Genomic DNA, 20,028 nt, shown 5'->3' on the forward strand with positions numbered 1-20,028 from the left:
AAATCATATGAATTTCAAAGATTACATTCGCGTTATCCCGGACTTTCCACAACCAGGCATCCGTTTTAAAGATATTACAACACTGCTTCAGAATGGCCCTGTATACAAAGAAGCCATCGAGCAATTGAAACAGCTCATTCAAGACAAAGAAATCGATGTGATTGCAGGTCCGGAAGCACGTGGATTTGTGATTGGAGCTCCTCTTGCTACAGCTTTAGGTGTGGGCTTTATTCCAATTCGTAAAAGCGGCAAATTGCCTGGCGAAACGATCGAAGCTGATTATGCGCTTGAATACGGCAAAGATAAACTTGCTATGCACAAGGATGCGATTAAGCCTGGACAAAAGGTGCTTATCGCTGATGACTTGCTTGCAACAGGTGGTACAATTCAAACGTCTGTTGATTTGATCAAACAACTTGGCGGTGAAATCGTTGGGGCTGCTTTCTTAATCGAGCTTACGTACTTAGATGGCCGCAGCAAATTTAATGGTATTGATGTTGTATCTCTTGTTCAATATTAAGATAGGTCTGGGGAATCGAATGTACGTTATTCGATTCTCTTTTTCATAGCATTCTACGGAGTGAAAGCGATGCTTTTGCGGCATCTATGATGCTTTTTGTCGAAAGCATGTACGCGAATAGTTGACGAGGGGCCTGACTTGCAGGCATAATGAATAAAAATCGACTAAAGGGAATGGGTAGATGCATGGGTATAGAGCAGCTGCTGGAAAAGGCCGCCACCTATCTGAAAGAGAATGATTTGCAGAGGATTCGGGAGGCCTATGAATTCGCGGACGAAGCCCATCATGGCCAAGTACGCAAATCAGGTGAGCCCTATATTCTGCATCCACTCGCTGTTGCAGATATATTGGTGAACATGCAGATGGACGTCACTTCGGTGATCGCTGCACTTCTGCATGATGTGGTTGAAGATACAACAGTTTCTTTGGAAACTGTTCTAGATAAATTCGGGAAAACGTGTGCAATGCTCGTTGATGGTTTGACGAAGCTGGAGCGCATTAAGTTCAAATCCAAAGAAGAACAGCAGAATGAGAATTATCGCAAAATGTTCGTCGCGATGGCGCAGGACATTCGCGTTATTTTGATTAAGCTGGCAGATCGTCTGCACAATATGCGGACCTTGAAGTATCAGTCGGAAGAAAGCCAGCGCCGCATTGCGGAAGAAACGTTGGAGATTTTCTGTCCGATTGCCCATCGTCTTGGTATTTCTACGATCAAGTGGGAGATGGAGGACATTGCCCTCCGTTATTTGAATCCGCAGCAATACTACCGGATCGTAAATCTCATGCAGAAGAAACGGACTGAGCGTGAGCAGTACATTGAAGATGTGATTCACAGCATCAAAGAGAAATTGGATGAGATGGGGATTCAAGGGGATATTTCGGGAAGACCGAAGCATCTCTATAGCATTTACAAAAAAATGAGCTCCCGCGGCAAGCAATTTAACGAAATTTACGATCTCATGGCCCTGCGTGTCATTGTTGACGGCATTAAGGATTGCTATGCATCTTTGGGTATCATTCATACGTTATGGAAACCAATGCCTGGACGCTTCAAGGATTATATTGCGATGCCGAAGCCTAATATGTATCAATCCTTGCATACGACGGTTATTGGACCGAAGGGTGAACCGCTTGAGGTACAGATTCGGACATGGGAAATGCACCGTACTTCTGAGTTTGGGATTGCGGCGCATTGGGCTTACAAAGAAGGCGGGTCCGTTGTTCCATCAGGCACCTTCGAGGATAAAATGAGCTGGTTCCGCGAAATTCTCGAACTTCAGCATGAAACGAATGATGCCTCAGAATTCATGGAATCCATGAAGATGGATTTCTTCTCTGATCTTGTTTTCGTCTTTACGCCAAAAGGGGAAGTCATCGAGCTTCCGGCAGGGGCGGTTCCGTTGGATTTTGCCTATCGCATTCATACTGAAATTGGGAATCGTACCATTGGCGCCAAAGTCAATTCGCGCATTGTTCCGCTCGATCATAAGCTCAAAACCGGCGATATCATTGAAATTCTAACATCCAAGCATTCCTATGGTCCAAGTCAAGATTGGATCAAAATCGCACAGTCTTCCCACGCACGCAGCAAAATTAAGCAATGGTTTAAGAAAGAGAAGCGTGAAGAGAACGTTGAAAAAGGTAAGGATATGATTGAGCGTGAGCTCAAACGCTTAGCGATCGATCCTCCAACCTTAATGAGTGACGATAAAATGCTGGAAGCGGCGAAGAAGTTCAATTTTAGCGATATTGAAGACATGCTCTCTGCTGTTGGCTTTGGCGGGATTACGGCTGCACAGATCTGTACGAAGCTTACAGAGAAGCTGCGCAGAGAAGCGGAAGAAGCGCAGATTATCAAACTTAGCAGTGAAGTGAAAGAGGTTAAAGCCCCTGCAGCTACAGAGCGCAAAAGCCGTCCAACGAACGGTGTACGTGTCAAAGGTGTAGATAACCTGCTTGTACGCTTTGCTCGTTGCTGTAATCCAGTGCCAGGGGATTTCATTGTTGGGTATATCACACGCGGACGTGGTGTTTCAGTCCATCGGTCTGATTGTACGAACATACCAACGACGATGGGTGAGGAAGATCGCGTTATCGAAGTTGATTGGGCAGAAGCAGTTGAATCCAATTTCAATGTGGAGATTGAGATTACGGGTCATGATCGCCGTGGCTTCCTTAATGAAGTTCTTCAAGCCGTATCGGAGAGCAAGACGATGATTTCAGCTGTTTCAGGACGTTCCGATAAGAACAAAATGGCGACGATTCATATGACCATTTTAATAAAAAATATTGATCATCTACAGTCCGTTGTAGAAAAAATAAAACGTGTCAAAGACATTTATTCCGTTCAGCGTATTATGCAGAGCTAGCAAGAAATTAAGGAGATTTAGGAAGATGAGGGTAGTTGTACAACGTTGTAAACGCGCGGAAGTAACCGTCAATAATCAAACTGTAGGTCGCATTGAGCAGGGGCTAATGCTGCTAGTAGGAATTACCCACGAAGATACGGAGCAGGATGCGAAGTATCTTGCAGATAAAGTCGCGGGACTGCGCATTTTTGAGGACGAAACGGGAAAAATGAATCTTTCTGTCATGGAGACGGGGGGAGCCATATTATCTGTGTCTCAATTTACGCTGTATGGGGATTGTCGCAAAGGTAAGCGCCCAAATTTCATGTCGGCGGCACGCCCTGAGCAGGCGGAGCCGTTGTACCATCAATTCAACTCATTGCTAAGGGATCAAGGCTTACAGGTTGAAACTGGCGCATTCGGAGAAATGATGGACGTTTCCCTTACGAATTGGGGACCTGTTACTTTAATTATCGATAGTAAATAAGCTTTATACGGAGGGTATCGGGATAGGCAGCTTAGCCACTGGTTATACTAAACATGTATATACTAGCGGTTAGGAGCCTACAGATGCGTCAATCCATAAAAGAAAAAATGATGACAGCTCCGGTACAACAATTGTTCCATACCTCCATGGCTGAGCGGATGAGTCAAGCTTCTGCTTTTGCCGATGTTGAAATTAGTTCGGAATTCACTTCTGATCATGAAAAAATGAAGAGTATTCCTAAAAAATCGTACCGGTAGTTCATAAAACCACGTGTGTGCTGTTCAATCAGCCTGCGTGGTTTTATTTGTGAAACGGGCATAATTTCTCTACGCCTGTAAATTGTGGTAAACTAGCCTATGGAATTATTGTAAGACATGCAGGAGATAAGGTGGGTGCTTACGTCGTAATGTCAAATTCAAATCGCAACAAATCCACATCCAAAGGATGGCTATGGTTGATGGGCTTATTGATTGTACTTACGTTGCTGGCTGCAACGGCCGCCATGTACTACCAATATACTCATCATAACAACTCCAAAGGACATAGTGGGCAGCAACAAGCCCTTGAAGAAGTGAAATCGGTGAAAAAGGCGAAAGATGCCTATGATGTAATTGTGGTTGGTACGGATCCGGAAGGCGTAGCCGCAGCGGTTTCGTCAGCTCGGAATGGATTAAGCACGCTGCTTGTTGATGGTCGAGATCGTGAGATTCTAGGCGGATTGATGACGCTTGGCTGGATCAATTCCCTTGATAACAATTATTCCACGAGTAAAACCTTGCTGGGCAAGGATGATGTGTGGAACAAAGGGTATTTCTCAGAATGGTACGCCAAGACCGAAGGGGATTCCTTCGATGTGAATACAGCTGCGAATGCTTTCTATGATGCCGTGAAGAATGAAAAAAATATCGATGTGCTGATGAAAACGAAGAAGATTGAACCACTTCTTTCGCAAAATAAAAATGCCGTGCAGGGTGCAACGATCACACTTGAAAATGGCAGTACACAAGTCGTCAAAGCCTTCTCTGTTATTGATGCAACACAGGATGGCGATTTCGCAGCAGCAGCAGGTGTGCCTTTTACAATGGGGCATGAAGATATTGGAGATCCGAAATCCAAAATGGCTGTCACGCTTGCCTTTCGTTTGAAGAATGTAACTCCCGAAGTATGGAATCTGATGGCCAAACGATTGAATGGCGATGACAACTCGGGCACAGGTGTAACGGATGTGAGTGTGTTTGGATATAGCGAGATGAGTAATTATCCTGCACTGAACAAAGAAAGAGCCAAAATGAGAGGGCTCAACATGGGTAGGCAAAATGATAATACGGTGCTTATCAATGCCTTGCAAATTTTTGGTGTAGACACATTTGATCCGAAGTCGGTTCAAGAGGCGTTTGATATCGGCAAAAAGGAACTGCCTAACATTGTCGCTTATATGCAGAAGACGTTCCCAGAGTTCTCTACGATTGAGCTGGATGGATCCGCACCTGAGCTTTATGTGAGGGAAACACGTCACATGCAGGGTGAATACCGCTTAAGTATCATCGATGTATGTACAAATGCGGATCAGTGGGATCGCATTGGATTCGGCTCTTATCCCGTCGATATTCAGCGTATCGCACCAACGGACTCTGGAAATGTCGTGTGTAAGCCAAAACAATATGCGATTCCTTTCCGTAGCATCGTACCACAGAAGATTGACGGCTTACTGGTCGTAGGTAGAGCGGCAAGCTATGATACACTTCCACACGGAAGCGCTCGTGTTATGCCAACGGGTATGGCAGAAGGGGAAGCAGCCGGGGCTGCTGTTAGCTTGGCCAAATCAGAGAACAAGACCTTCCGTCAGCTTTCAGCATCCAAGGAAAGCATAGCCAAGCTGCAGGCTCAGTTGAATAAGCAAGGCATGGAGATTCAACCGATGACAATAAAGCCTCAGCCTTTCATGGAGCATAAGGCATACGAAGGTTTGAAAACAGCCATGATGCTCGGACTGGCATCAGGTGCTTATGACAACAACTTCCGCCTAGATGACGCGGCCAATCCGAAGCGTATGGTCAATGTGGTTGGTAGTGCACGGAAGATGAAACCTGATGCGTTTAAGGGTGACGTGAATCAAGCCATTGCCAAGTTGGATAATGCGGACAAAATACCGTTGACCCTTGAGCAAGCTAGCTTTACCTTTACAGAAGCCCTAGGAATAAAAGGGACTGCCGCTGAAGCACAAGCGAAGCTGATAGAGAGTAAATTGCTAACGGCAGAAACGATAAAAAGAATTTCAGATAAGCAAAAATTAACCAATGGCGACACATATATGATGATTCGAGATGTTAAGCTTGGATTAACGGGTAAGCCTTAATTTCAATTAAATCAATAAAGAGCCTTATTGCCGCATCGGATGTGGCTGTAAGGCTCTTAGTTTGTAGTTTGGCCTTGAGAGAAAGGATGTTTCGGTTACATTTCTTAGTCTTCGTCGGCAGCTTCTTCGTCCGCTTCAGCATCAGCGGATTCCTCAGCTTCAGCTTCTTCATCAGCCGCTGCTTCTGGCTCCTCGTCCGCGGATTCTTCACTCTCAGCTTCTTCGACTTCTTCCGCTTCGGCTTCTTCCTCATCAGCCGCTTCTTCTTCCGCTTCCTCCGCATCAGCTTCCGTCACTTCAATGGCCTCTTCTTCGGCTGCTTCTTCGTCAGCAGTTTCATCTTCTACTTCGGCTTCGGTTTCGGATTCTTCAGAGAAAAGCACCACGAGATCTTGTCGTTCCTCTTGAAACTCGTTTTGTAGTGTCATTGTTACAGCCTCCAGATGTTATATTCAAGGCCATTCGCCTTGTTGTACATGTATATGTGAAAACAGGATGAATATACGGGAGAAACGAAATGAAAATGCTTGAAAATATGCGGGATTTGCGTGTAATGAAATTGTAATAAGCGCTTCATCTTCCTTTAATCTAAGAAGGATATACTGATACTCGACCCCCTTTAAAATATAAACTTTTGAAAGCCTGCTGCCATGTGCTGCAGGCTATTTTCTTTGTACAAAAAAACCGCCTCAGCATAGCTGGACGGTTTGAGAAATCAGTTTACATAAGTGCATCTATGGAATAGTCACCAGCACCAATTAATGCAACGCCAAGCGCAATGACCAGCAAGGTCAGATTGAATTCATAACCATTAGAGGTTACCCAGTAACCATTTTTAAAGTGGACTTTAATAATCGCCATAATCATGACAATAATAATGAGTGCAGCACCAACTTCTGTCCATAAACCAGCGGCGAATAGCAAGCCACCAGCTAATTCCCCTAGTCCAGCTACTACGGCCATAAGGACACCTGGTTTAATACCGATCGATTCGAAGAATCCGCCTGTTCCTTTAGGCCCATACCCGCCAAACCAACCGAATAATTTCTGTGTACCGTGTGCCGCCATTGTTAAACCAATCACCAATCGAATAATTAAAAGTCCTAATGCCATACTAACATCTCCTCTTTAAATATATTTTGTTTAACAACTTACTTTATGTTAGTATATTATTACGAGTCACTTACTTTTGTCAAGCGACTATGCTAAAATAGTTTTTACAGAAGTGTATGAAGATGTACTCAGCAAGAACTCGAAGGAGATGATTAAGATGGAGAACTATCAACTATGTCCCAAATTCGAGCATGCATTCGAACTTCTGGGAAAACGTTGGACAGGACTTATCGTTAATGTGTTGTTATCTGGGCCAAAGCGGTTTAAAGATATCTCGGTACTCATCCCGAGTATGAGCGATCGGATGCTTTCTGAAAGATTCAAGGAATTAGAAGCGGCGGAGATTATTATTCGACATGTGTATCCAGAAACGCCCGTTCGAATAGAATATGAATTAACACCTAAAGGGAAGGGACTACAGCCTGTTATGGATGAAGTTCAAAAATGGGCAGACGGATTCAATTAATTTGATGAGTGAAGTAGTCTATTAGGAACGACTATCTCTTGACTTTGCCCTTTCCAATGTTTACAATAACCATAATGTAATTTGATATGATTGTGATCCATTGAAGGGACACAGTAATTCGCCCCCACATGTACAGAGAAGGAAGCCTAGGCTGCAAGCTTCCCATGATGAGCGAATGAACAGACCTCCCCGAGGACCGACTGGGAACAGCCCATGTGAGTATGTGCTAAGTAGTAGTTGCGCGAGTAGCGGGCGTTAACCGCAAAGAGCTGAATTGTCTTTGCTTGCGTAAGCGAGAGTACAAGGAAGCTGAATGTGGGTGGTACCACGGGTGAATTTGAGTTATTCAAATCTCTCGTCCCTGACGAAAGTCGGGGATGGGGGATTTTTTTGTTTTTTGCAAGAGCACGTAGTAGAGATAAAGGGAGGTTACTTAAATGAGTATTCAGAAGCCAAAAGGAACACAGGATCTTCTGCCAGGCGAGGTAGAGAAATGGCAGTATCTCGAGATGAAGGCGAGAGACTTGTGTCAACGGTTTAACTACAAAGAAATTCGTTCGCCAATTTTCGAGAGTACAGAACTTTTTTCGCGCGGTGTTGGGGAAACGACAGATATCGTCGAAAAAGAAATGTACACATTTATGGATAAAGGCGATCGAAGCATGACGCTGCGTCCGGAAGGAACGGCGGGTGTCGTTCGAGCTTACGTTGAAAATAAGCTGTATGGGATCCCGGATCTAACGAAGTTATTTTATGTGGGACCGATGTTTCGCTATGAACAGCCGCAAGCGGGGCGGTACCGCCAGTTTCACCAGTTCGGTATTGAAGCGTTCGGATCGGTGGATCCAAGCATTGACGCGGAAGTAATTGCTCTAGGATACACCTTCTATAAAGAAATTGGGCTGAAAGAAGTTACCGTGGAAGTTAACTCCGTGGGTACACCAGCAGTTAGAACGGCTTACCGTGAACAGCTTCAGGCGTTCTTTGCCCCTGTGAAGGATCAGCTTTGTAAGGATTGTCAGTCTCGTTATGACCGTAATCCAATGCGTATTCTCGATTGCAAAATCGATCAAAAACATGGTGTGGGCGCTCCTGACATTCTAGAGTTCTTGGATGAGGAATGCCGTACACATTTTGCACAGGTACAAGAGCACTTAACAGCGATGGAGATTCCATTCCGAATTAATCCTCGCTTGGTACGTGGTCTGGATTACTACACGCACACTGCGTTTGAATATAAGGCAGCTGGTATCGGTGCCATCGACACGATTGGTGGAGGCGGACGTTATAATGGTCTTGTCGAACAGATCGGTGGACATGGCACAGATCAACCTGGTGTAGGCTTGGGTCTTGGTCTTGAGCGTATTCTGCTCGTACTGCAAGCGCAAGGGGTTGAAATACCGAAGCCTGAGCCGCTGGATGTGTACTTGATTGGTCTGGGGGAAGCGGCGGAGAAGGAAGTTACGAAGCTTCTGCACCAACTTAGAGTTCAAGGCTTAAAGGCGGAGAAGGACTACCAGGGCCGCAAGATGAAGGCTCAAATGAAATCCGCCGATCGTTTCCAAGCAACTTATGTTGCGATTCTTGGCGATGACGAGTTAGCACGCGGCGAAATTACGCTGAAGAAGATGGAAACAGGTAATCAAATCACGGTAAGTTTAGTGGATCTTGCCTCACAAGCTGCAAAGACACTATTCGAATAGATAGCAAAACCAATATGAAGATTAATAAGGAGGCAATATCAATTATGATGCTCAAAACACATCATTGCGGGCAGCTAACGAAAGCCCAGGTAGGCGAAACAGTTATACTTAACGGGTGGGTTCAAAGAAGACGCGATTTAGGCGGCGTTCTTTTCATTGATTTGCGCGATCGCAGTGGACTTGTACAAACGGTATTTAACCCAGATTTCTCAGGGGATGCTTTGGCAATTGCGGATCGTGCCCGTAATGAGTACGTACTTGCCGTAAAAGGGAAAGTGGTTGTACGTGATGATGAGACCGTCAACAAGAATATCCCAACAGGTGAAATCGAAATTCAAGTAACCGAAATCGAAATCATGAACGCAGCGAAAACGCCTCCGTTCTTCATTGAAGATGGCGTTGAAGTGGATGAAGCCGTTCGTTTGAAATATCGTTACCTAGACTTGCGTCGCCCAGAAATGCAACGTACCTTGATGCTGCGTTCCAAAGCATCCAACGTATTCCGTAATTTCTTAGATGCAAAAGGTTTCATCGATGTAGAAACACCAATTTTGACGAAAAGTACACCTGAAGGCGCACGTGATTACTTGGTACCAAGCCGCGTGCATCCAGGCGAGTTTTTCGCACTTCCACAATCGCCACAAATCTTTAAGCAATTGCTAATGGTTAGTGGTCTTGAGCGTTACTACCAAATCGCACGCTGTTTCCGCGACGAAGATCTTCGCGCAGATCGCCAGCCTGAATTTACACAAGTAGACATCGAGACTTCTTTCCTATCACAAGATCAGCTTCTAGATATTCTTGAAGAGCTTGTTGTGAAACTGATGCAAGAAACAGCAAATGTTGAGATTCCACGTCCATTCCAACGTATTACACATGCAGATGCGATGGCGAAATATGGCTCAGATAAGCCAGATCTTCGTTTTGACCTAGAGTTGAAAGATGTGTCCGACATCGTTTCAACTTCTGGCGTTCAAGTTTTTGCTAATGTAGTAAACGGCGGGGGCCAAGTGAAAGCACTTAATGCCAAAGGCTGTGGCACATGGAGCCGTAAAGAAATCGACGATCTATTGCCATTCGCAGCACGTTACGGAGCGAAAGGTCTTGCTTGGATTCAAGTGAAAGACGGCGAGTTCAAAGGGCCTATCGTGAAATTCTTCAACGAGACTGAAATCGCAGCATTGACCGAGCGTTTGGGAGCAGAAGAGGGAGATCTTCTATTATTCTCTGCTGACAAGAAGAAAGTTGTTGCGGATGTACTAGGTAACCTTCGTCTAAAAATCGGTCGTCAACTTGGTCTTATCGATGACTCCGTCTTCAAATATGCGTGGGTTGTAGACTTCCCACTTCTTGGGTATGACGAAGAGGCAAAACGCTATGTAGCTGAACATCATCCGTTCACACGTCCGAACGAAGATGACATTCATTTCTTCGACACAGATCCAGGCCAAATTCGTGCGCAAGCTTACGATCTTGTCTTGAATGGCTATGAAGTAGGCGGCGGATCCATGCGGATTTACCAACGTGAAGTGCAAGAGAAAATGTTCGCAGCACTTGGTTTCTCCAAAGAAGAAGCAGTTGAGAAATTCGGCTTCTTGCTGGAAGCTTTTGAATATGGCACACCTCCACACGGTGGATTTGCATTCGGGTTTGACCGTTTGGTGATGTTAATCACGGGCCGTACGAACCTGAGAGAAACCATCGCATTCCCGAAAACAGCAAGTGCAACAGACTTATTGACGGACGCACCGGGAACTGTGGACGACAAACAACTAGAACAACTATCGATTCGCTTAGCGCTTAAGCAGCCTGCTGCCAAAGCCTAAGAACCTTGAAGAGGAAGTGTTCCTTATGCTTCACCAATTTTCGCGAACAGAGCTAGCGATCGGACCTGAGGGTCTAGAAATTATGAAAAATAGTACAGTTGTTGTGCTTGGAATCGGTGGCGTTGGCTCTATCGCTGCCGAGGCGCTGGCGCGCTCCGGAGTCGGGCGTCTAATTCTGATCGACAAGGATGTTGTCGATATCACGAATATTAACCGTCAGATCCATGCGCTTACGACAACGGTTGGTCAGCCGAAGGCTGATCTGATGCGTGATCGAATCAAACTCATCAATCCAGAGTGCGATGTCATTTCTCTTCGGATGTTTTACACAGAGGAAACGTATGAGCAAGTATTCGCGTATCCGATCGATTACGTACTGGATGCAAGTGATACGATTTCGTACAAGATCCATCTGATAAAACAGTGTCTCGAACGTAAAATTCCGATGATCTCCTGTATGGGTGCTGCGAATAAAATGGATCCAACGCAATTTAGAATTGCGGATATTTCCAAAACAAGCATGGACCCCATCGCACGTGTCATTCGTCAAAGATTACGTAAGGAAGGCATTAAGAAGGGCGTGAAGGTCGTATTCTCGATGGAAGAACCGATGAAGCCACGGGAAGACGTTACGGAACAAATCGTGCCTGCGAATGCACCTGAAATACGTAAGGCGCAGCAGCCGCCAGCGAGCAACTCTTTTGTACCACCTGTTGCAGGTCTCATCATGGTGAGTGCAGCTGTGAAGGAATTGCTGGAGATTGGTGCGAAGAAGAAATCGAAGTAAGGAGAAACGGATGCCCCGATGAAGGGGTGTCCGTTTTTTTGCATTAGCAGGAAGGGGGCGAGCTTATTTGATTGTGATACATGACATGCCCACCGTGGCGGAGTATAATGGACATTATCACTTTCTACATCATCAAGCAAAGGAAAACTAATTATGGATTTGTTTACATATGCGGCTTCACAAGATCCAGGAGGCAAGCTGCTTGCCGATCGGATGCGGCCAACTACATTGGACGAATATATTGGACAAGAGCAAATCGTCGGCAAAGGCAAGCTCCTTCGTCGGGCGATTGAGGCCGATCAAGTAACATCGATTCTCCTATACGGACCACCGGGTACAGGGAAGACCACGCTTGCTAATATTATCGCGAACCGAACGCAAGGCGAATTCATGAAGCTGAACGCCGTTGATGCTTCGGTGAAGGACGTCCGCGAGATCATCGAGCTGGCCAAAAGCACGAAAGCGATGTACGGTCGCAAAACGACCTTATTCTTGGACGAAGTCCATCGCTTTAATACCTCGCGGCAGGATGCACTTCTTCCTGCTGTCGAGCAGGGCATCCTGATCTTCATCGGGGCGACTACAGAGAACCCGTTTCACCATGTGAACGGGGCTCTGCTGTCGCGCTCGACGCTGTTTCAGCTCGAGCCTCTCACGGCGGAGCATGCGCTCATCGCCATGCGAAGAGCGATATTCGATCCCGTGAAGGGGCTCGGCTTCATGCGCCTCCACGTGGACGAGGAGGCGTTAGAGCACATCGGACAGATGGCCAATGGCGACATCCGCCGATCCCTGAACGCGCTGGAACTGGCAGCGCTAACGACTTCCCCTGAACCGGACGGCACGGTTCATATCACGCGTGAGGTGGCGGAAGAGTCGATCCGCCGCCCCATCGTGAAAGCGGACGAGTCGACGCAGTATGACGTCTTGTCCGCCTTTCACAAGAGCGTGCGCGGCTCTAGCGACGCCGCGTTGTTCTGGTTCCTCTATGCCGTCGAGAAGCTCGGCATGGATCCTATGACCTTCCTGCGGCGTCTCATCGTCGCTTGCAGTGAAGACATCGGACTCGCCAATCCGCAGGCGATGGTCCAATCTGTCACTGCGATGGACGCCTACCATAAGATCGGCTGGCCGGAATCGAAGTACATCATTTCCCAGGCAATTTTATTCGCGGTGGAGAGTCCGAAGTCCAACTCGATTCCGCTTGCAATTATGCGGGCGCAAGAGCTGATGGAACGTGTGAAATCAGCCGAAGTTCCCTTGCATTTGCGCGATACACATTACAAAGGCGCAGAAAAGCTCGGTCACAAAGGTTATATGTATCCGCACAATTACCCTGGGCATTATGTGCGTCAGCAATACTTACCGGATGAGATCCAACACGAAGTTATCTTTACAGCAACCAATCAAGGAACAGAAGAGAAGATGAAGCTTAATCAAATCAAAAGAAGAGGGACGCCTACAGATTCATAGAATCCGTAGAGTCCCTCTATTTTCTTGCTCCATGAGGATTGTGAAGACCTTTTCTGTGACAGGGTCATAACGAATCGAGACGATGAGTGGAAATTCAACACCATTCTTTTTGGCCCAGAATCGGAACTGCTGCTGAACGACACCTGGTGCGACGTTGGACTTTCCGATATATTTGTAATCCAACAATGTATACACCTTACCGGCTTCGTGAAAAGCAAGGCGACTCCATTTGGCATAAGAGGGGTCATGTACTGGAACCCTTTCCACATGGCCGCTGTTGCCAACTTGGATCGTCTCTGCAAGTGCAGAGGAAGCTCCGACACAGCTCAGCCCGAACATGAGTAAGACAGCTATGATTTTGCTCAGTGTCGCTCACACCTTTCGTTTGTAGCCTGTGCGAGGGGGGGAGCTTACATGCGTAATTGCGAGCGGTAAATAACAGCAAAAACGAAAGGAAAGGCAGTGGATGAAGTTGGAGTTGGAGTTGGAGCTGAAGTGAAGGAAGAAGTAAAGGTCGAAGTAAAGGCAAAAGTAGAACTAGTAGTGACCTACAGGTTGCGGAGATTGCAAATCCTGTGTATGGTTGGTCAGGACATATAGGTAATTTAATTCTTTAGCCCGATTCTTGGTGCGAACAGATGTATTTTGTACAGCTAATTTGTTTGGATTTCTCTTTAAATTTCGAATAACTGGGTTTCCTCCAGTTATTTTTTGAGCTTTGTACCGAAATGAACAAATGGAGCAGAATTAACTACATATTTTCCATCTAAACTGCGTTTTTGGGCGAAATTCTCCGGAATAGCTGTACGTTTTCCAGTTATTTCATTTTTCTCCCACACCAACCAGACCAGCCACTCCGCCACTCCATTCACTCCCACCACACAGCAACTCTCACCACACGTCCCGGCCACCAACCGCACTAACAAGCACCAAACATGAAATGCTCAACATGATAATTAACCAATCTATCCATTAGCAAAACAAAAAAGGAGCACCCAGTGCTCCCCCCTTTTTACAACTTAAAAATCTTCCCCAAATACTTACCAGCACCTTCGCTATACTTGTCCTGCAGCAACGTGCGTAGTTGAGCCTTAGCTTCAGGTGTTGGAAGTGAATTCTTCTCTATACCGTGCAGCTCCATCCAATGCGAAGCAGTCATGTAACAGGTACTGTTCCATCCGTTTTTCGTGCCATTAGCGTTCAACCGCTCACTAATCCCGGCGATCACGATATCCGCTTTACTCTGCAAGTCGATCAAGGCACGATCGAACTCTGCCTTCGACTCCTTGGATTTTAGATCGGTGGCAGACCGCAAAGCTTTCACATCAATGCCTTCATTTCCAGCAATGGCGTGATACACATCCACAGCTGCCTTGGACAGCTCACCATCGGAATACCGCTCGTCCACTGTGTAAGGATCTTCTAGCAAGTTTTTGATCAGAGGAAAGATTTCAGAAGCTATCAACAACGGCTTTTTAGCAAAAAAACGTCCATAAGCAGCGAGCCCGTCCCCAGGAAGCCGATCACGCCATAACCAAGGATCTGTCTCTAACCCAGTATGCCATTGCTCGTGCGTAGTCAAGGATTCAAGAGAAGGATGCTCGGGAATGAACGAAGAGAGAGGGAGGATACCTATCTCCTTAACGAGTCTTTTCACATCTTCATACGTATCAGCCTTCATCTTAACTTCGTTCATTGCCATAGCCAAACTCCTTCGCTATAATCTTTACTTTTCAACTGTCCCTTGTCTCTTGTCCCTTGTCTTCGCCCTTATCTCTATGCCTTATCTCTATGCCTTATCTCTAAGCCCTTATCGTTGCTCTTACCCTTACTTATGCACCTTATCAATCACACCGCCACCTAGACAGCTCTCCCCATCATAAAAGACAACGGATTGGCCTGGTGTTACCGCTTTTTGCGGCTTATCGAAAACAACTTCACAGCTGCCGTCTGGCTGCAGGGTAATCACAACACCTTGATCGGCTTGGCGATAGCGGAATTTGGCTGTACATGTGTATGGACCTTCTGGTTTCTTGGAAGAAATCCAATTCACATCAGTCGCTGTCAGTCCTTTGGAGTACAACCCAGGATGCTGTTCACCTTGAACGACGAGCAATTCATTCGTCTCCAAGTTTTTATCCACAACGAACCACGGCTCTCCTGAACCAGACCCACCGATGCCCAGGCCTTGTCTTTGGCCTAATGTATAATACATCAACCCGTCATGGCGCCCCTTGATCTCACCGTTGCGAATATCGACCATATTGCCTGGTCGTGCAGGGAGGTATTGGCTGAGGAACGTTTTGAAGTCACGCTCGCCAATGAAACAAATTCCTGTGCTGTCTTTCTTCTTCGCTGTTGCTAGACCTGCTGCTTCAGCGATTTCACGTACCTTGGACTTGGGCAGGTGACCGATCGGGAACATCGCTTTGGCAAGCTGCCCCTGATTAAGGACGTTAAGGAAATAAGTTTGATCCTTATTCGAATCATTTCCACGCATCAACACGAACTCACCGTCTTGTTCCTTTACTTGCGCATAATGTCCAGTTGCAATATAGTCGCCACCTAAATCGAGGACTTTCTGTAGCAATTCCCCGAATTTGATTTCTCGATTGCACATGACATCAGGGTTCGGTGTGCGTCCCTTGGTATACTCGTCCAAGAAGTAGGCAAAAACTTTGTCGTAATACTGCTTCTCGAAATTTACTGTATAGAAAGGAATGTCGAGCTGGTCACAGACCCGTCTAACATCCTCTGCGTCTTCTTCTGCGGTACAATGACCGAATTCGTCGGTATCGTCCCAATTTTTCATGAAAATGCCAATAACCTCATACCCTTGCTCCTTAAGCAGCAGCGCGGCAACGGATGAATCGACACCTCCAGACATACCTAGGATGACACGTTTTTTCGTTTGCATAGCGTAAACCTCTTTTCCATCTTGCATGACTTTGGGGGAACTGTTTATTTTGAACACTACTATTATACATGCCTTTTGCTCAAAATTAAAATATTTCATGAGAATGTCATTGTTTTTCCCCCACAATACAAGGGTTTTGTGATAACATAGATACGATATACGGATGTTTTGGAATGTTTTTGCGAAAAATGGAAACGCTGTTTACCTAGATAGGGACGACCCTGGTGTTAAAGCGTGGGTAGCAAGGTTGGTAAGCATCTCAAGTTTTAGCGATATATACAGACTCCTTGATGGCATATCTTGTTGAATGAGGTGTTAATTTTGAAAATTTCCACAAAAGGTCGTTATGGTCTAACGATCATGATGGAATTGGCTAACCGAGTGGGTGAAGGACCGACTTCACTGAAGAGTATTGCTGAGAGACATCAGCTTTCAGAACATTATCTTGAACAACTTGTAGCTCCATTGCGCAATGCGGGTTTAGTCAAAAGTATTCGCGGAGCTTACGGTGGCTATATTCTTTCTAAATCTGCTGAGCAGGTAACTGCAGGTGAGGTTATTCGTGTACTTGAAGGACCGATCAGCCCCGTAGATTTTACGGAAGAGGATGATCCTGCCAAACGGGACTTGTGGATTCGCATTCGCGATAGCATTGCGGAAGTGCTGGACTCCACAACATTGGCGAACCTGATTTCTTTTGAGGATAAAGGCAAAAACGATAACTACATGTTTTACATTTAAGGTGACACATGGAACCCATTTATCTTGATCATGCTGCAACAACGCCCGTACATGCTGATGTATGGGAGGCTATGTTGCCTTTCTATACAGCAAATTATGGTAATCCTTCTAGCACGCATAGCTTTGGTCGTGCCGCGAGAACCGCGCTGAATCGCTTCCGCGACGGCATGGCGAAATCCCTAGGCTGTTTGCCTGGTGAGCTCATCTTCACTAGCGGTGGAACGGAAAGCAATAACATGGCGATCTTTGGGATCATGGATGGGGTTCAAGCAGGCAAGAAGCATATCGTGACGACAGCGATAGAGCATCATGCTGTACTGCATCCCTGTGAAAGATTAGAGAGCCTTGGTTTTGAAGTCACATACCTGCCTGTAGGTCCGGATGGACTTATTCAAATAGAAGATGTGGAAGCGGCTATTCGTCCCGATACAGCTCTTATCTCTATGATGTATGTGAATAATGAAGTGGGCACGATTCAACCGATTGAGCAAGTTGGCCGGCTCGCTAGACATCACGGCATTCCTTTTCATGTCGATGCGGTGCAAGCTCTAGGAAAGTTACCTTTGAATCTAGCTGAGCTACCTGTCGATCTAATGAGTCTGTCAGCCCACAAGATTTATGGACCCAAAGGTATTGGCGCTTTATATGTTTCGAGACATACGAAATTGCTTCCCCACGTTTACGGTGGTTCTCAGGAACGCAAGCGCCGAGCAGGAACGGAGAATGTAGCAGCTATCGCAGGCTTTGCCAAAGCAGTTGAAACCATTCTTCCGCTTCGAGAACGCAATTACGCACAGGCCAGTGAGCTTCGCGAACACATGATTTCCATCTTAGAGCAGCAATTGGGCTGTGATCGAATTATCATTAACGGGCATAAGGAACGGTGTGTTCCCCACATTTTGAACATCTCCTTTCCTGGTATTTCAACAGAAACGCTTTTGATGAACCTTGATTTAGATCAGGTAGCTGCAGCAAGCGGCTCCGCATGCACTTCTGGCTCGCTTGAAGTTTCTCATGTCTTACAGGCCATGAAACTTCCAGAAAATGTGACACTCTCCGCGGTGCGATTTAGCTTTGGAATGGGGAACTCTAAAGAACAAATCGAAACGGCTGCCCATAAAGTTGCAACCATTATCCAGCGGTTGCGTAATAAGTAGTACTGGGTGGTTCTAGGAGGCGTTACGCTTGCGCAGAGCGCATGAATTAATAGGACTTCCCGTGTTAACCGTTGAGTCGGGTAAGCAAGTTGGAGAAGTAAAGGATTTACTGATTGACCCAACGTGGAACATAAGCGGCATCGTGCTCGAAGCGAAGACGTGGTTCTCGTCCTTACGATACATATCATGGGAGGGAATCGTCGCAGCCGGAGAGGATGCTATAACCATACCGAACGACAGTGTCATTTGCGAATTTGGGCAGAAGAATGAGTGCCATGCTTTTCTTGAGGGAAGCGACAAGATAAAGGGACTCCCGGTGATCACAGTGGGAGGGCACGAATTAGGCGTGGTAGAAGATGTTTATTTAAACCAGAATTGGGGAAAACAAATAGTAGGTTATGAATTGTCCGAAGGGTTTATTTCTGATTTAAAAGAAGGGCGAAAGTGGCTTCCCATGCCAGATAAGGCAACCATAGGGGAAGATGCGATCATCGTGCCTGGACATTGCGCTCAGGAAGTAGAAGAACTCTTCGTATCCAAAGAAGAATAGGGTGAGCATGATGCGTTGTCCAAACTGTAATTCCAAAGATATTGGAAAGATCGGTTCTCATCAATTTTACTGCTGGGGTTGTTTTATTGAACTCAGCGTAAACGGAGATAAAATGTCCGTTTATCAAGTAGAGGAAGATGGTACGTTAAGTTCTCTGGATGATTTGTTTTTTGAGGAAGAAGTTTCTCATATCCACGAGCACGTGAATTAAAGTTAACTTTATTAAACGTTATTTTTCGAGCGATGATTCGCTTGGAGAATAGCGTTTTTTTGTCTTTCGGTGACAATTAAGGGTTAATTTGGGCAGGTTGTACACATACTGTATGAGCGCAAGGTTGAATTCAAATGACAGAGGTGGAGGCAGCATGGAAAGCTTTTCGAGTAATAAATGGTTTAAAGGACTGATTTATGCCTTATTAATCTTAGTCGGTTTATATTTGCTTTTGCTCATAAAGCCAATTTTATTTCACATTTTTACATTCGTTAAAGCCATCGTCATGCCGTTCTTCATTGCGGTCATCATTTCGTATATCTTAAATCCAGTTGTCACGATATTGAATAAACGCAAAGTGCCGAGAACCATTGCCGTACTGTTGATATATAGTGTGTTTATCACATCAGTGACGGTCATTATCATGAACATGACGCCGATGTTTATAGAGCAAGCTGCTGAATTAAATGAGCATATGCCGCAAATGGCTATGCGCGCACAATCCCTGGTTGACGGCTTTAATCAAAATCAATTATTGCCAGACAGTGTTCGAAATGGCTTTAATCATTCCATTGGCAAGCTGGAGTCAAAGATTTCCATGGCGGTAGCTAATTATATGAATCAGATTGGTACGACGATCAATATGTTGTTTGTTGCCTTTATCGTGCCATTCCTCGCCTTCTACATCTTAAAGGATTTCCAAATTATTGAGAAAACAGCGCTTGCCATTGTACCGATGAAGCATCGCAAAAAAACGATCTCCCTGCTAATGGACATTGATACGGCGCTTGGCAACTATATTCGTGGACAGCTACTCGTGTGCTTCATTATTGGGGTGCTTGCTTATTTAGGCTATTGGCTGATTGGCATGCCGTACCCGTTGCTGCTTGCCAGCGTGGTCGCGATTTTTAATATCATCCCGTATATGGGACCTTTTTTTGGTGCGGCGCCTGCCATTATTATGGCTTCAACCGTCTCGTTAAAAATGGTACTGTTCGTCGCGCTCGTTAATTTGACCGTGCAAATTCTGGAGGGAAATGTGATTTCACCCCAAGTGGTTGGTAAAACCCTGCACATGCATCCATTGTTTATCATCTTTGCCTTGCTTGTGGGGGGAGAAGTGGCAGGGGTTGTAGGATTAATCTTGGCAGTTCCGTTCTTTGCTGTGATGAAAGTCATCGTTCAGCATGTATTCATTCATTTCGTTCATAAGCCAACAACCTAGGTGGATGGTGTTGTAAACATGAAGAAGACGCACAAAACCCCTTGAGCCATGACTTGCGGGATCATGGTTCAAGGGGTTTTGCACGAGGGTTGAGGAGTTGTTGAAAGGTTGTGGCCCATACGTAAACCATAAAATGGACTACGGA

General features: G+C 45.8%; 21 protein-coding genes. 15 read left to right on the plus strand and 6 right to left on the minus strand.

From position 1 onward, the window contains the following. Positions 1 to 7 precede the first annotated feature (7 nt). The 5 genes from AC58QC_RS05485 to AC58QC_RS05505 all read left to right on the plus strand — a co-directional run bounded on the left by AC58QC_RS05485 (position 8) and on the right by AC58QC_RS05505 (position 5,714). Entirely contained in the window at positions 8 to 520 is a 513-nt protein-coding gene (locus AC58QC_RS05485) for an adenine phosphoribosyltransferase (protein ID WP_497414194.1), read from the plus strand. Positions 521 to 705: 185 nt separating this feature from the next. Continuing rightward, positions 706 to 2,892, plus strand: a complete 2,187-nt coding sequence (locus tag AC58QC_RS05490) for a RelA/SpoT family protein (protein WP_497414195.1) — start codon at positions 706 to 708, stop codon at positions 2,890 to 2,892. A 25-nt stretch (positions 2,893 to 2,917) separates the two neighbouring features. After that, a complete protein-coding gene (dtd, locus tag AC58QC_RS05495; protein ID WP_497414196.1) occupies positions 2,918 to 3,358 on the plus strand; it encodes a D-aminoacyl-tRNA deacylase in 441 nt (146 codons plus the stop codon). 83 nt (positions 3,359 to 3,441) lie between these two features. After that, complete coding sequence (locus AC58QC_RS05500; RefSeq protein ID WP_497414197.1) at positions 3,442 to 3,615, plus strand: hypothetical protein; 174 nt, start codon at positions 3,442 to 3,444, stop codon at positions 3,613 to 3,615. A gap of 149 nt (positions 3,616 to 3,764) precedes the next feature. After that, a complete protein-coding gene (locus AC58QC_RS05505) occupies positions 3,765 to 5,714 on the plus strand; it encodes an FAD-dependent oxidoreductase (RefSeq protein WP_497414198.1) in 1,950 nt (649 codons plus the stop codon). Between the two features lie 104 nt (positions 5,715 to 5,818). Here the strand turns inward: AC58QC_RS05505 and AC58QC_RS05510 are convergent, their stop codons facing one another. Together AC58QC_RS05510 and AC58QC_RS05515 are read right to left on the minus strand one after the other, a co-directional pair. Next, entirely contained in the window at positions 5,819 to 6,142 is a 324-nt protein-coding gene (locus AC58QC_RS05510; protein WP_497414199.1) for a hypothetical protein, read from the minus strand. A gap of 292 nt (positions 6,143 to 6,434) precedes the next feature. Continuing rightward, positions 6,435 to 6,827, minus strand: a complete 393-nt coding sequence (locus AC58QC_RS05515) for a DoxX family protein (RefSeq protein ID WP_497414200.1) — start codon at positions 6,825 to 6,827, stop codon at positions 6,435 to 6,437. Between the two features lie 157 nt (positions 6,828 to 6,984). Here AC58QC_RS05515 and AC58QC_RS05520 point away from each other — a divergent pair, with 157 nt between their 5' ends. The 5 genes from AC58QC_RS05520 to AC58QC_RS05540 all read left to right on the plus strand — a co-directional run bounded on the left by AC58QC_RS05520 (position 6,985) and on the right by AC58QC_RS05540 (position 13,082). Continuing rightward, on the plus strand, positions 6,985 to 7,293 hold the full coding sequence (locus AC58QC_RS05520) for a winged helix-turn-helix transcriptional regulator (protein ID WP_497414201.1): 309 nt from the start codon (positions 6,985 to 6,987) through the stop codon (positions 7,291 to 7,293). A gap of 437 nt (positions 7,294 to 7,730) precedes the next feature. Beyond that, positions 7,731 to 8,996 (plus strand): histidine--tRNA ligase, encoded by a 1,266-nt coding sequence (hisS, locus tag AC58QC_RS05525; protein ID WP_497414202.1) that lies wholly within the window; start codon positions 7,731 to 7,733, stop codon positions 8,994 to 8,996. A 44-nt stretch (positions 8,997 to 9,040) separates the two neighbouring features. Continuing rightward, positions 9,041 to 10,822, plus strand: a complete 1,782-nt coding sequence (aspS, locus tag AC58QC_RS05530; protein WP_497414203.1) for an aspartate--tRNA ligase — start codon at positions 9,041 to 9,043, stop codon at positions 10,820 to 10,822. A gap of 25 nt (positions 10,823 to 10,847) precedes the next feature. Beyond that, positions 10,848 to 11,609, plus strand: coding sequence for a tRNA threonylcarbamoyladenosine dehydratase (locus AC58QC_RS05535; protein WP_497414204.1), 762 nt, complete (start codon positions 10,848 to 10,850; stop codon positions 11,607 to 11,609). Positions 11,610 to 11,762: 153 nt separating this feature from the next. Next, positions 11,763 to 13,082, plus strand: coding sequence for a replication-associated recombination protein A (locus tag AC58QC_RS05540; protein ID WP_497414205.1), 1,320 nt, complete (start codon positions 11,763 to 11,765; stop codon positions 13,080 to 13,082). Here AC58QC_RS05540 and AC58QC_RS05545 read toward each other — a convergent pair. From AC58QC_RS05545 to mnmA, 4 genes are all read right to left on the minus strand, one after another. Then, complete coding sequence (locus AC58QC_RS05545; RefSeq protein WP_497414206.1) at positions 13,077 to 13,421, minus strand: DUF3889 domain-containing protein; 345 nt, start codon at positions 13,419 to 13,421, stop codon at positions 13,077 to 13,079. The genes AC58QC_RS05540 and AC58QC_RS05545 overlap by 6 nt on opposite strands. Before the next feature lie 365 nt (positions 13,422 to 13,786). Next, positions 13,787 to 13,945: a hypothetical protein gene (locus AC58QC_RS05550; protein ID WP_497414207.1), complete on the minus strand. Its 159-nt coding sequence runs from the start codon at positions 13,943 to 13,945 to the stop codon at positions 13,787 to 13,789. Between the two features lie 149 nt (positions 13,946 to 14,094). Beyond that, on the minus strand, positions 14,095 to 14,784 hold the full coding sequence (locus AC58QC_RS05555) for an AlkZ-related protein (RefSeq protein WP_497414208.1): 690 nt from the start codon (positions 14,782 to 14,784) through the stop codon (positions 14,095 to 14,097). A 126-nt stretch (positions 14,785 to 14,910) separates the two neighbouring features. Continuing rightward, on the minus strand, positions 14,911 to 15,999 hold the full coding sequence (gene mnmA / locus AC58QC_RS05560; protein ID WP_497414209.1) for a tRNA 2-thiouridine(34) synthase MnmA: 1,089 nt from the start codon (positions 15,997 to 15,999) through the stop codon (positions 14,911 to 14,913). Between the two features lie 321 nt (positions 16,000 to 16,320). On the opposite strand from mnmA, the gene cymR reads away from it, so the two are divergent. The 5 genes from cymR (at position 16,321) to AC58QC_RS05585 (ending at position 19,883) form a co-directional block, all read left to right on the plus strand. Further along, the gene (cymR, locus tag AC58QC_RS05565; protein ID WP_057311968.1) at positions 16,321 to 16,740 is read left to right on the plus strand and encodes a cysteine metabolism transcriptional regulator CymR; all 420 of its coding nucleotides are present in this window, start codon (positions 16,321 to 16,323) and stop codon (positions 16,738 to 16,740) included. Positions 16,741 to 16,748: 8 nt separating this feature from the next. Continuing rightward, on the plus strand, positions 16,749 to 17,897 hold the full coding sequence (locus AC58QC_RS05570) for a cysteine desulfurase family protein (RefSeq protein ID WP_497414210.1): 1,149 nt from the start codon (positions 16,749 to 16,751) through the stop codon (positions 17,895 to 17,897). A 28-nt stretch (positions 17,898 to 17,925) separates the two neighbouring features. Continuing rightward, positions 17,926 to 18,447 carry a PRC-barrel domain-containing protein gene (locus AC58QC_RS05575; protein WP_497268919.1) on the plus strand — a complete coding sequence of 174 codons (522 nt, stop codon included), beginning with the start codon at positions 17,926 to 17,928 and terminating at the stop codon, positions 18,445 to 18,447. A gap of 7 nt (positions 18,448 to 18,454) precedes the next feature. Beyond that, complete coding sequence (locus AC58QC_RS05580) at positions 18,455 to 18,658, plus strand: YrzR-like zinc ribbon domain (protein WP_028555750.1); 204 nt, start codon at positions 18,455 to 18,457, stop codon at positions 18,656 to 18,658. Positions 18,659 to 18,812: 154 nt separating this feature from the next. Then, the gene (locus AC58QC_RS05585) at positions 18,813 to 19,883 is read left to right on the plus strand and encodes an AI-2E family transporter (RefSeq protein ID WP_497414211.1); all 1,071 of its coding nucleotides are present in this window, start codon (positions 18,813 to 18,815) and stop codon (positions 19,881 to 19,883) included. Positions 19,884 to 20,028: the final 145 nt, after the last annotated feature.

This window comes from Paenibacillus sp. J22P51 (genome assembly GCF_059692215.1).

Excerpts from the sequence above, each read along its gene's own strand:
- AC58QC_RS05485 (WP_497414194.1), top strand. The coding sequence starts at position 8 with ATGAATTTCAAAGATTACATTCGCGTTATCCCGGACTTTCCACAACCA.
- AC58QC_RS05490 (WP_497414195.1), top strand. The coding sequence starts at position 706 with ATGGGTATAGAGCAGCTGCTGGAAAAGGCCGCCACCTATCTGAAAGAG.
- dtd (WP_497414196.1), top strand. The coding sequence starts at position 2,918 with ATGAGGGTAGTTGTACAACGTTGTAAACGCGCGGAAGTAACCGTCAAT.
- AC58QC_RS05500 (WP_497414197.1), top strand. The coding sequence starts at position 3,442 with ATGCGTCAATCCATAAAAGAAAAAATGATGACAGCTCCGGTACAACAA.
- AC58QC_RS05505 (WP_497414198.1), top strand. The coding sequence starts at position 3,765 with ATGTCAAATTCAAATCGCAACAAATCCACATCCAAAGGATGGCTATGG.
- AC58QC_RS05510 (WP_497414199.1), bottom strand. The coding sequence starts at position 6,142 with ATGACACTACAAAACGAGTTTCAAGAGGAACGACAAGATCTCGTGGTG.
- AC58QC_RS05515 (WP_497414200.1), bottom strand. The coding sequence starts at position 6,827 with ATGGCATTAGGACTTTTAATTATTCGATTGGTGATTGGTTTAACAATG.
- AC58QC_RS05520 (WP_497414201.1), top strand. The coding sequence starts at position 6,985 with ATGGAGAACTATCAACTATGTCCCAAATTCGAGCATGCATTCGAACTT.
- hisS (WP_497414202.1), top strand. The coding sequence starts at position 7,731 with ATGAGTATTCAGAAGCCAAAAGGAACACAGGATCTTCTGCCAGGCGAG.
- aspS (WP_497414203.1), top strand. The coding sequence starts at position 9,041 with ATGATGCTCAAAACACATCATTGCGGGCAGCTAACGAAAGCCCAGGTA.
- AC58QC_RS05535 (WP_497414204.1), top strand. The coding sequence starts at position 10,848 with ATGCTTCACCAATTTTCGCGAACAGAGCTAGCGATCGGACCTGAGGGT.
- AC58QC_RS05540 (WP_497414205.1), top strand. The coding sequence starts at position 11,763 with ATGGATTTGTTTACATATGCGGCTTCACAAGATCCAGGAGGCAAGCTG.
- AC58QC_RS05545 (WP_497414206.1), bottom strand. The coding sequence starts at position 13,421 with ATGTTCGGGCTGAGCTGTGTCGGAGCTTCCTCTGCACTTGCAGAGACG.
- AC58QC_RS05555 (WP_497414208.1), bottom strand. The coding sequence starts at position 14,784 with ATGGCAATGAACGAAGTTAAGATGAAGGCTGATACGTATGAAGATGTG.
- mnmA (WP_497414209.1), bottom strand. The coding sequence starts at position 15,999 with ATGCAAACGAAAAAACGTGTCATCCTAGGTATGTCTGGAGGTGTCGAT.
- AC58QC_RS05570 (WP_497414210.1), top strand. The coding sequence starts at position 16,749 with ATGGAACCCATTTATCTTGATCATGCTGCAACAACGCCCGTACATGCT.
- AC58QC_RS05580 (WP_028555750.1), top strand. The coding sequence starts at position 18,455 with ATGATGCGTTGTCCAAACTGTAATTCCAAAGATATTGGAAAGATCGGT.
- AC58QC_RS05585 (WP_497414211.1), top strand. The coding sequence starts at position 18,813 with ATGGAAAGCTTTTCGAGTAATAAATGGTTTAAAGGACTGATTTATGCC.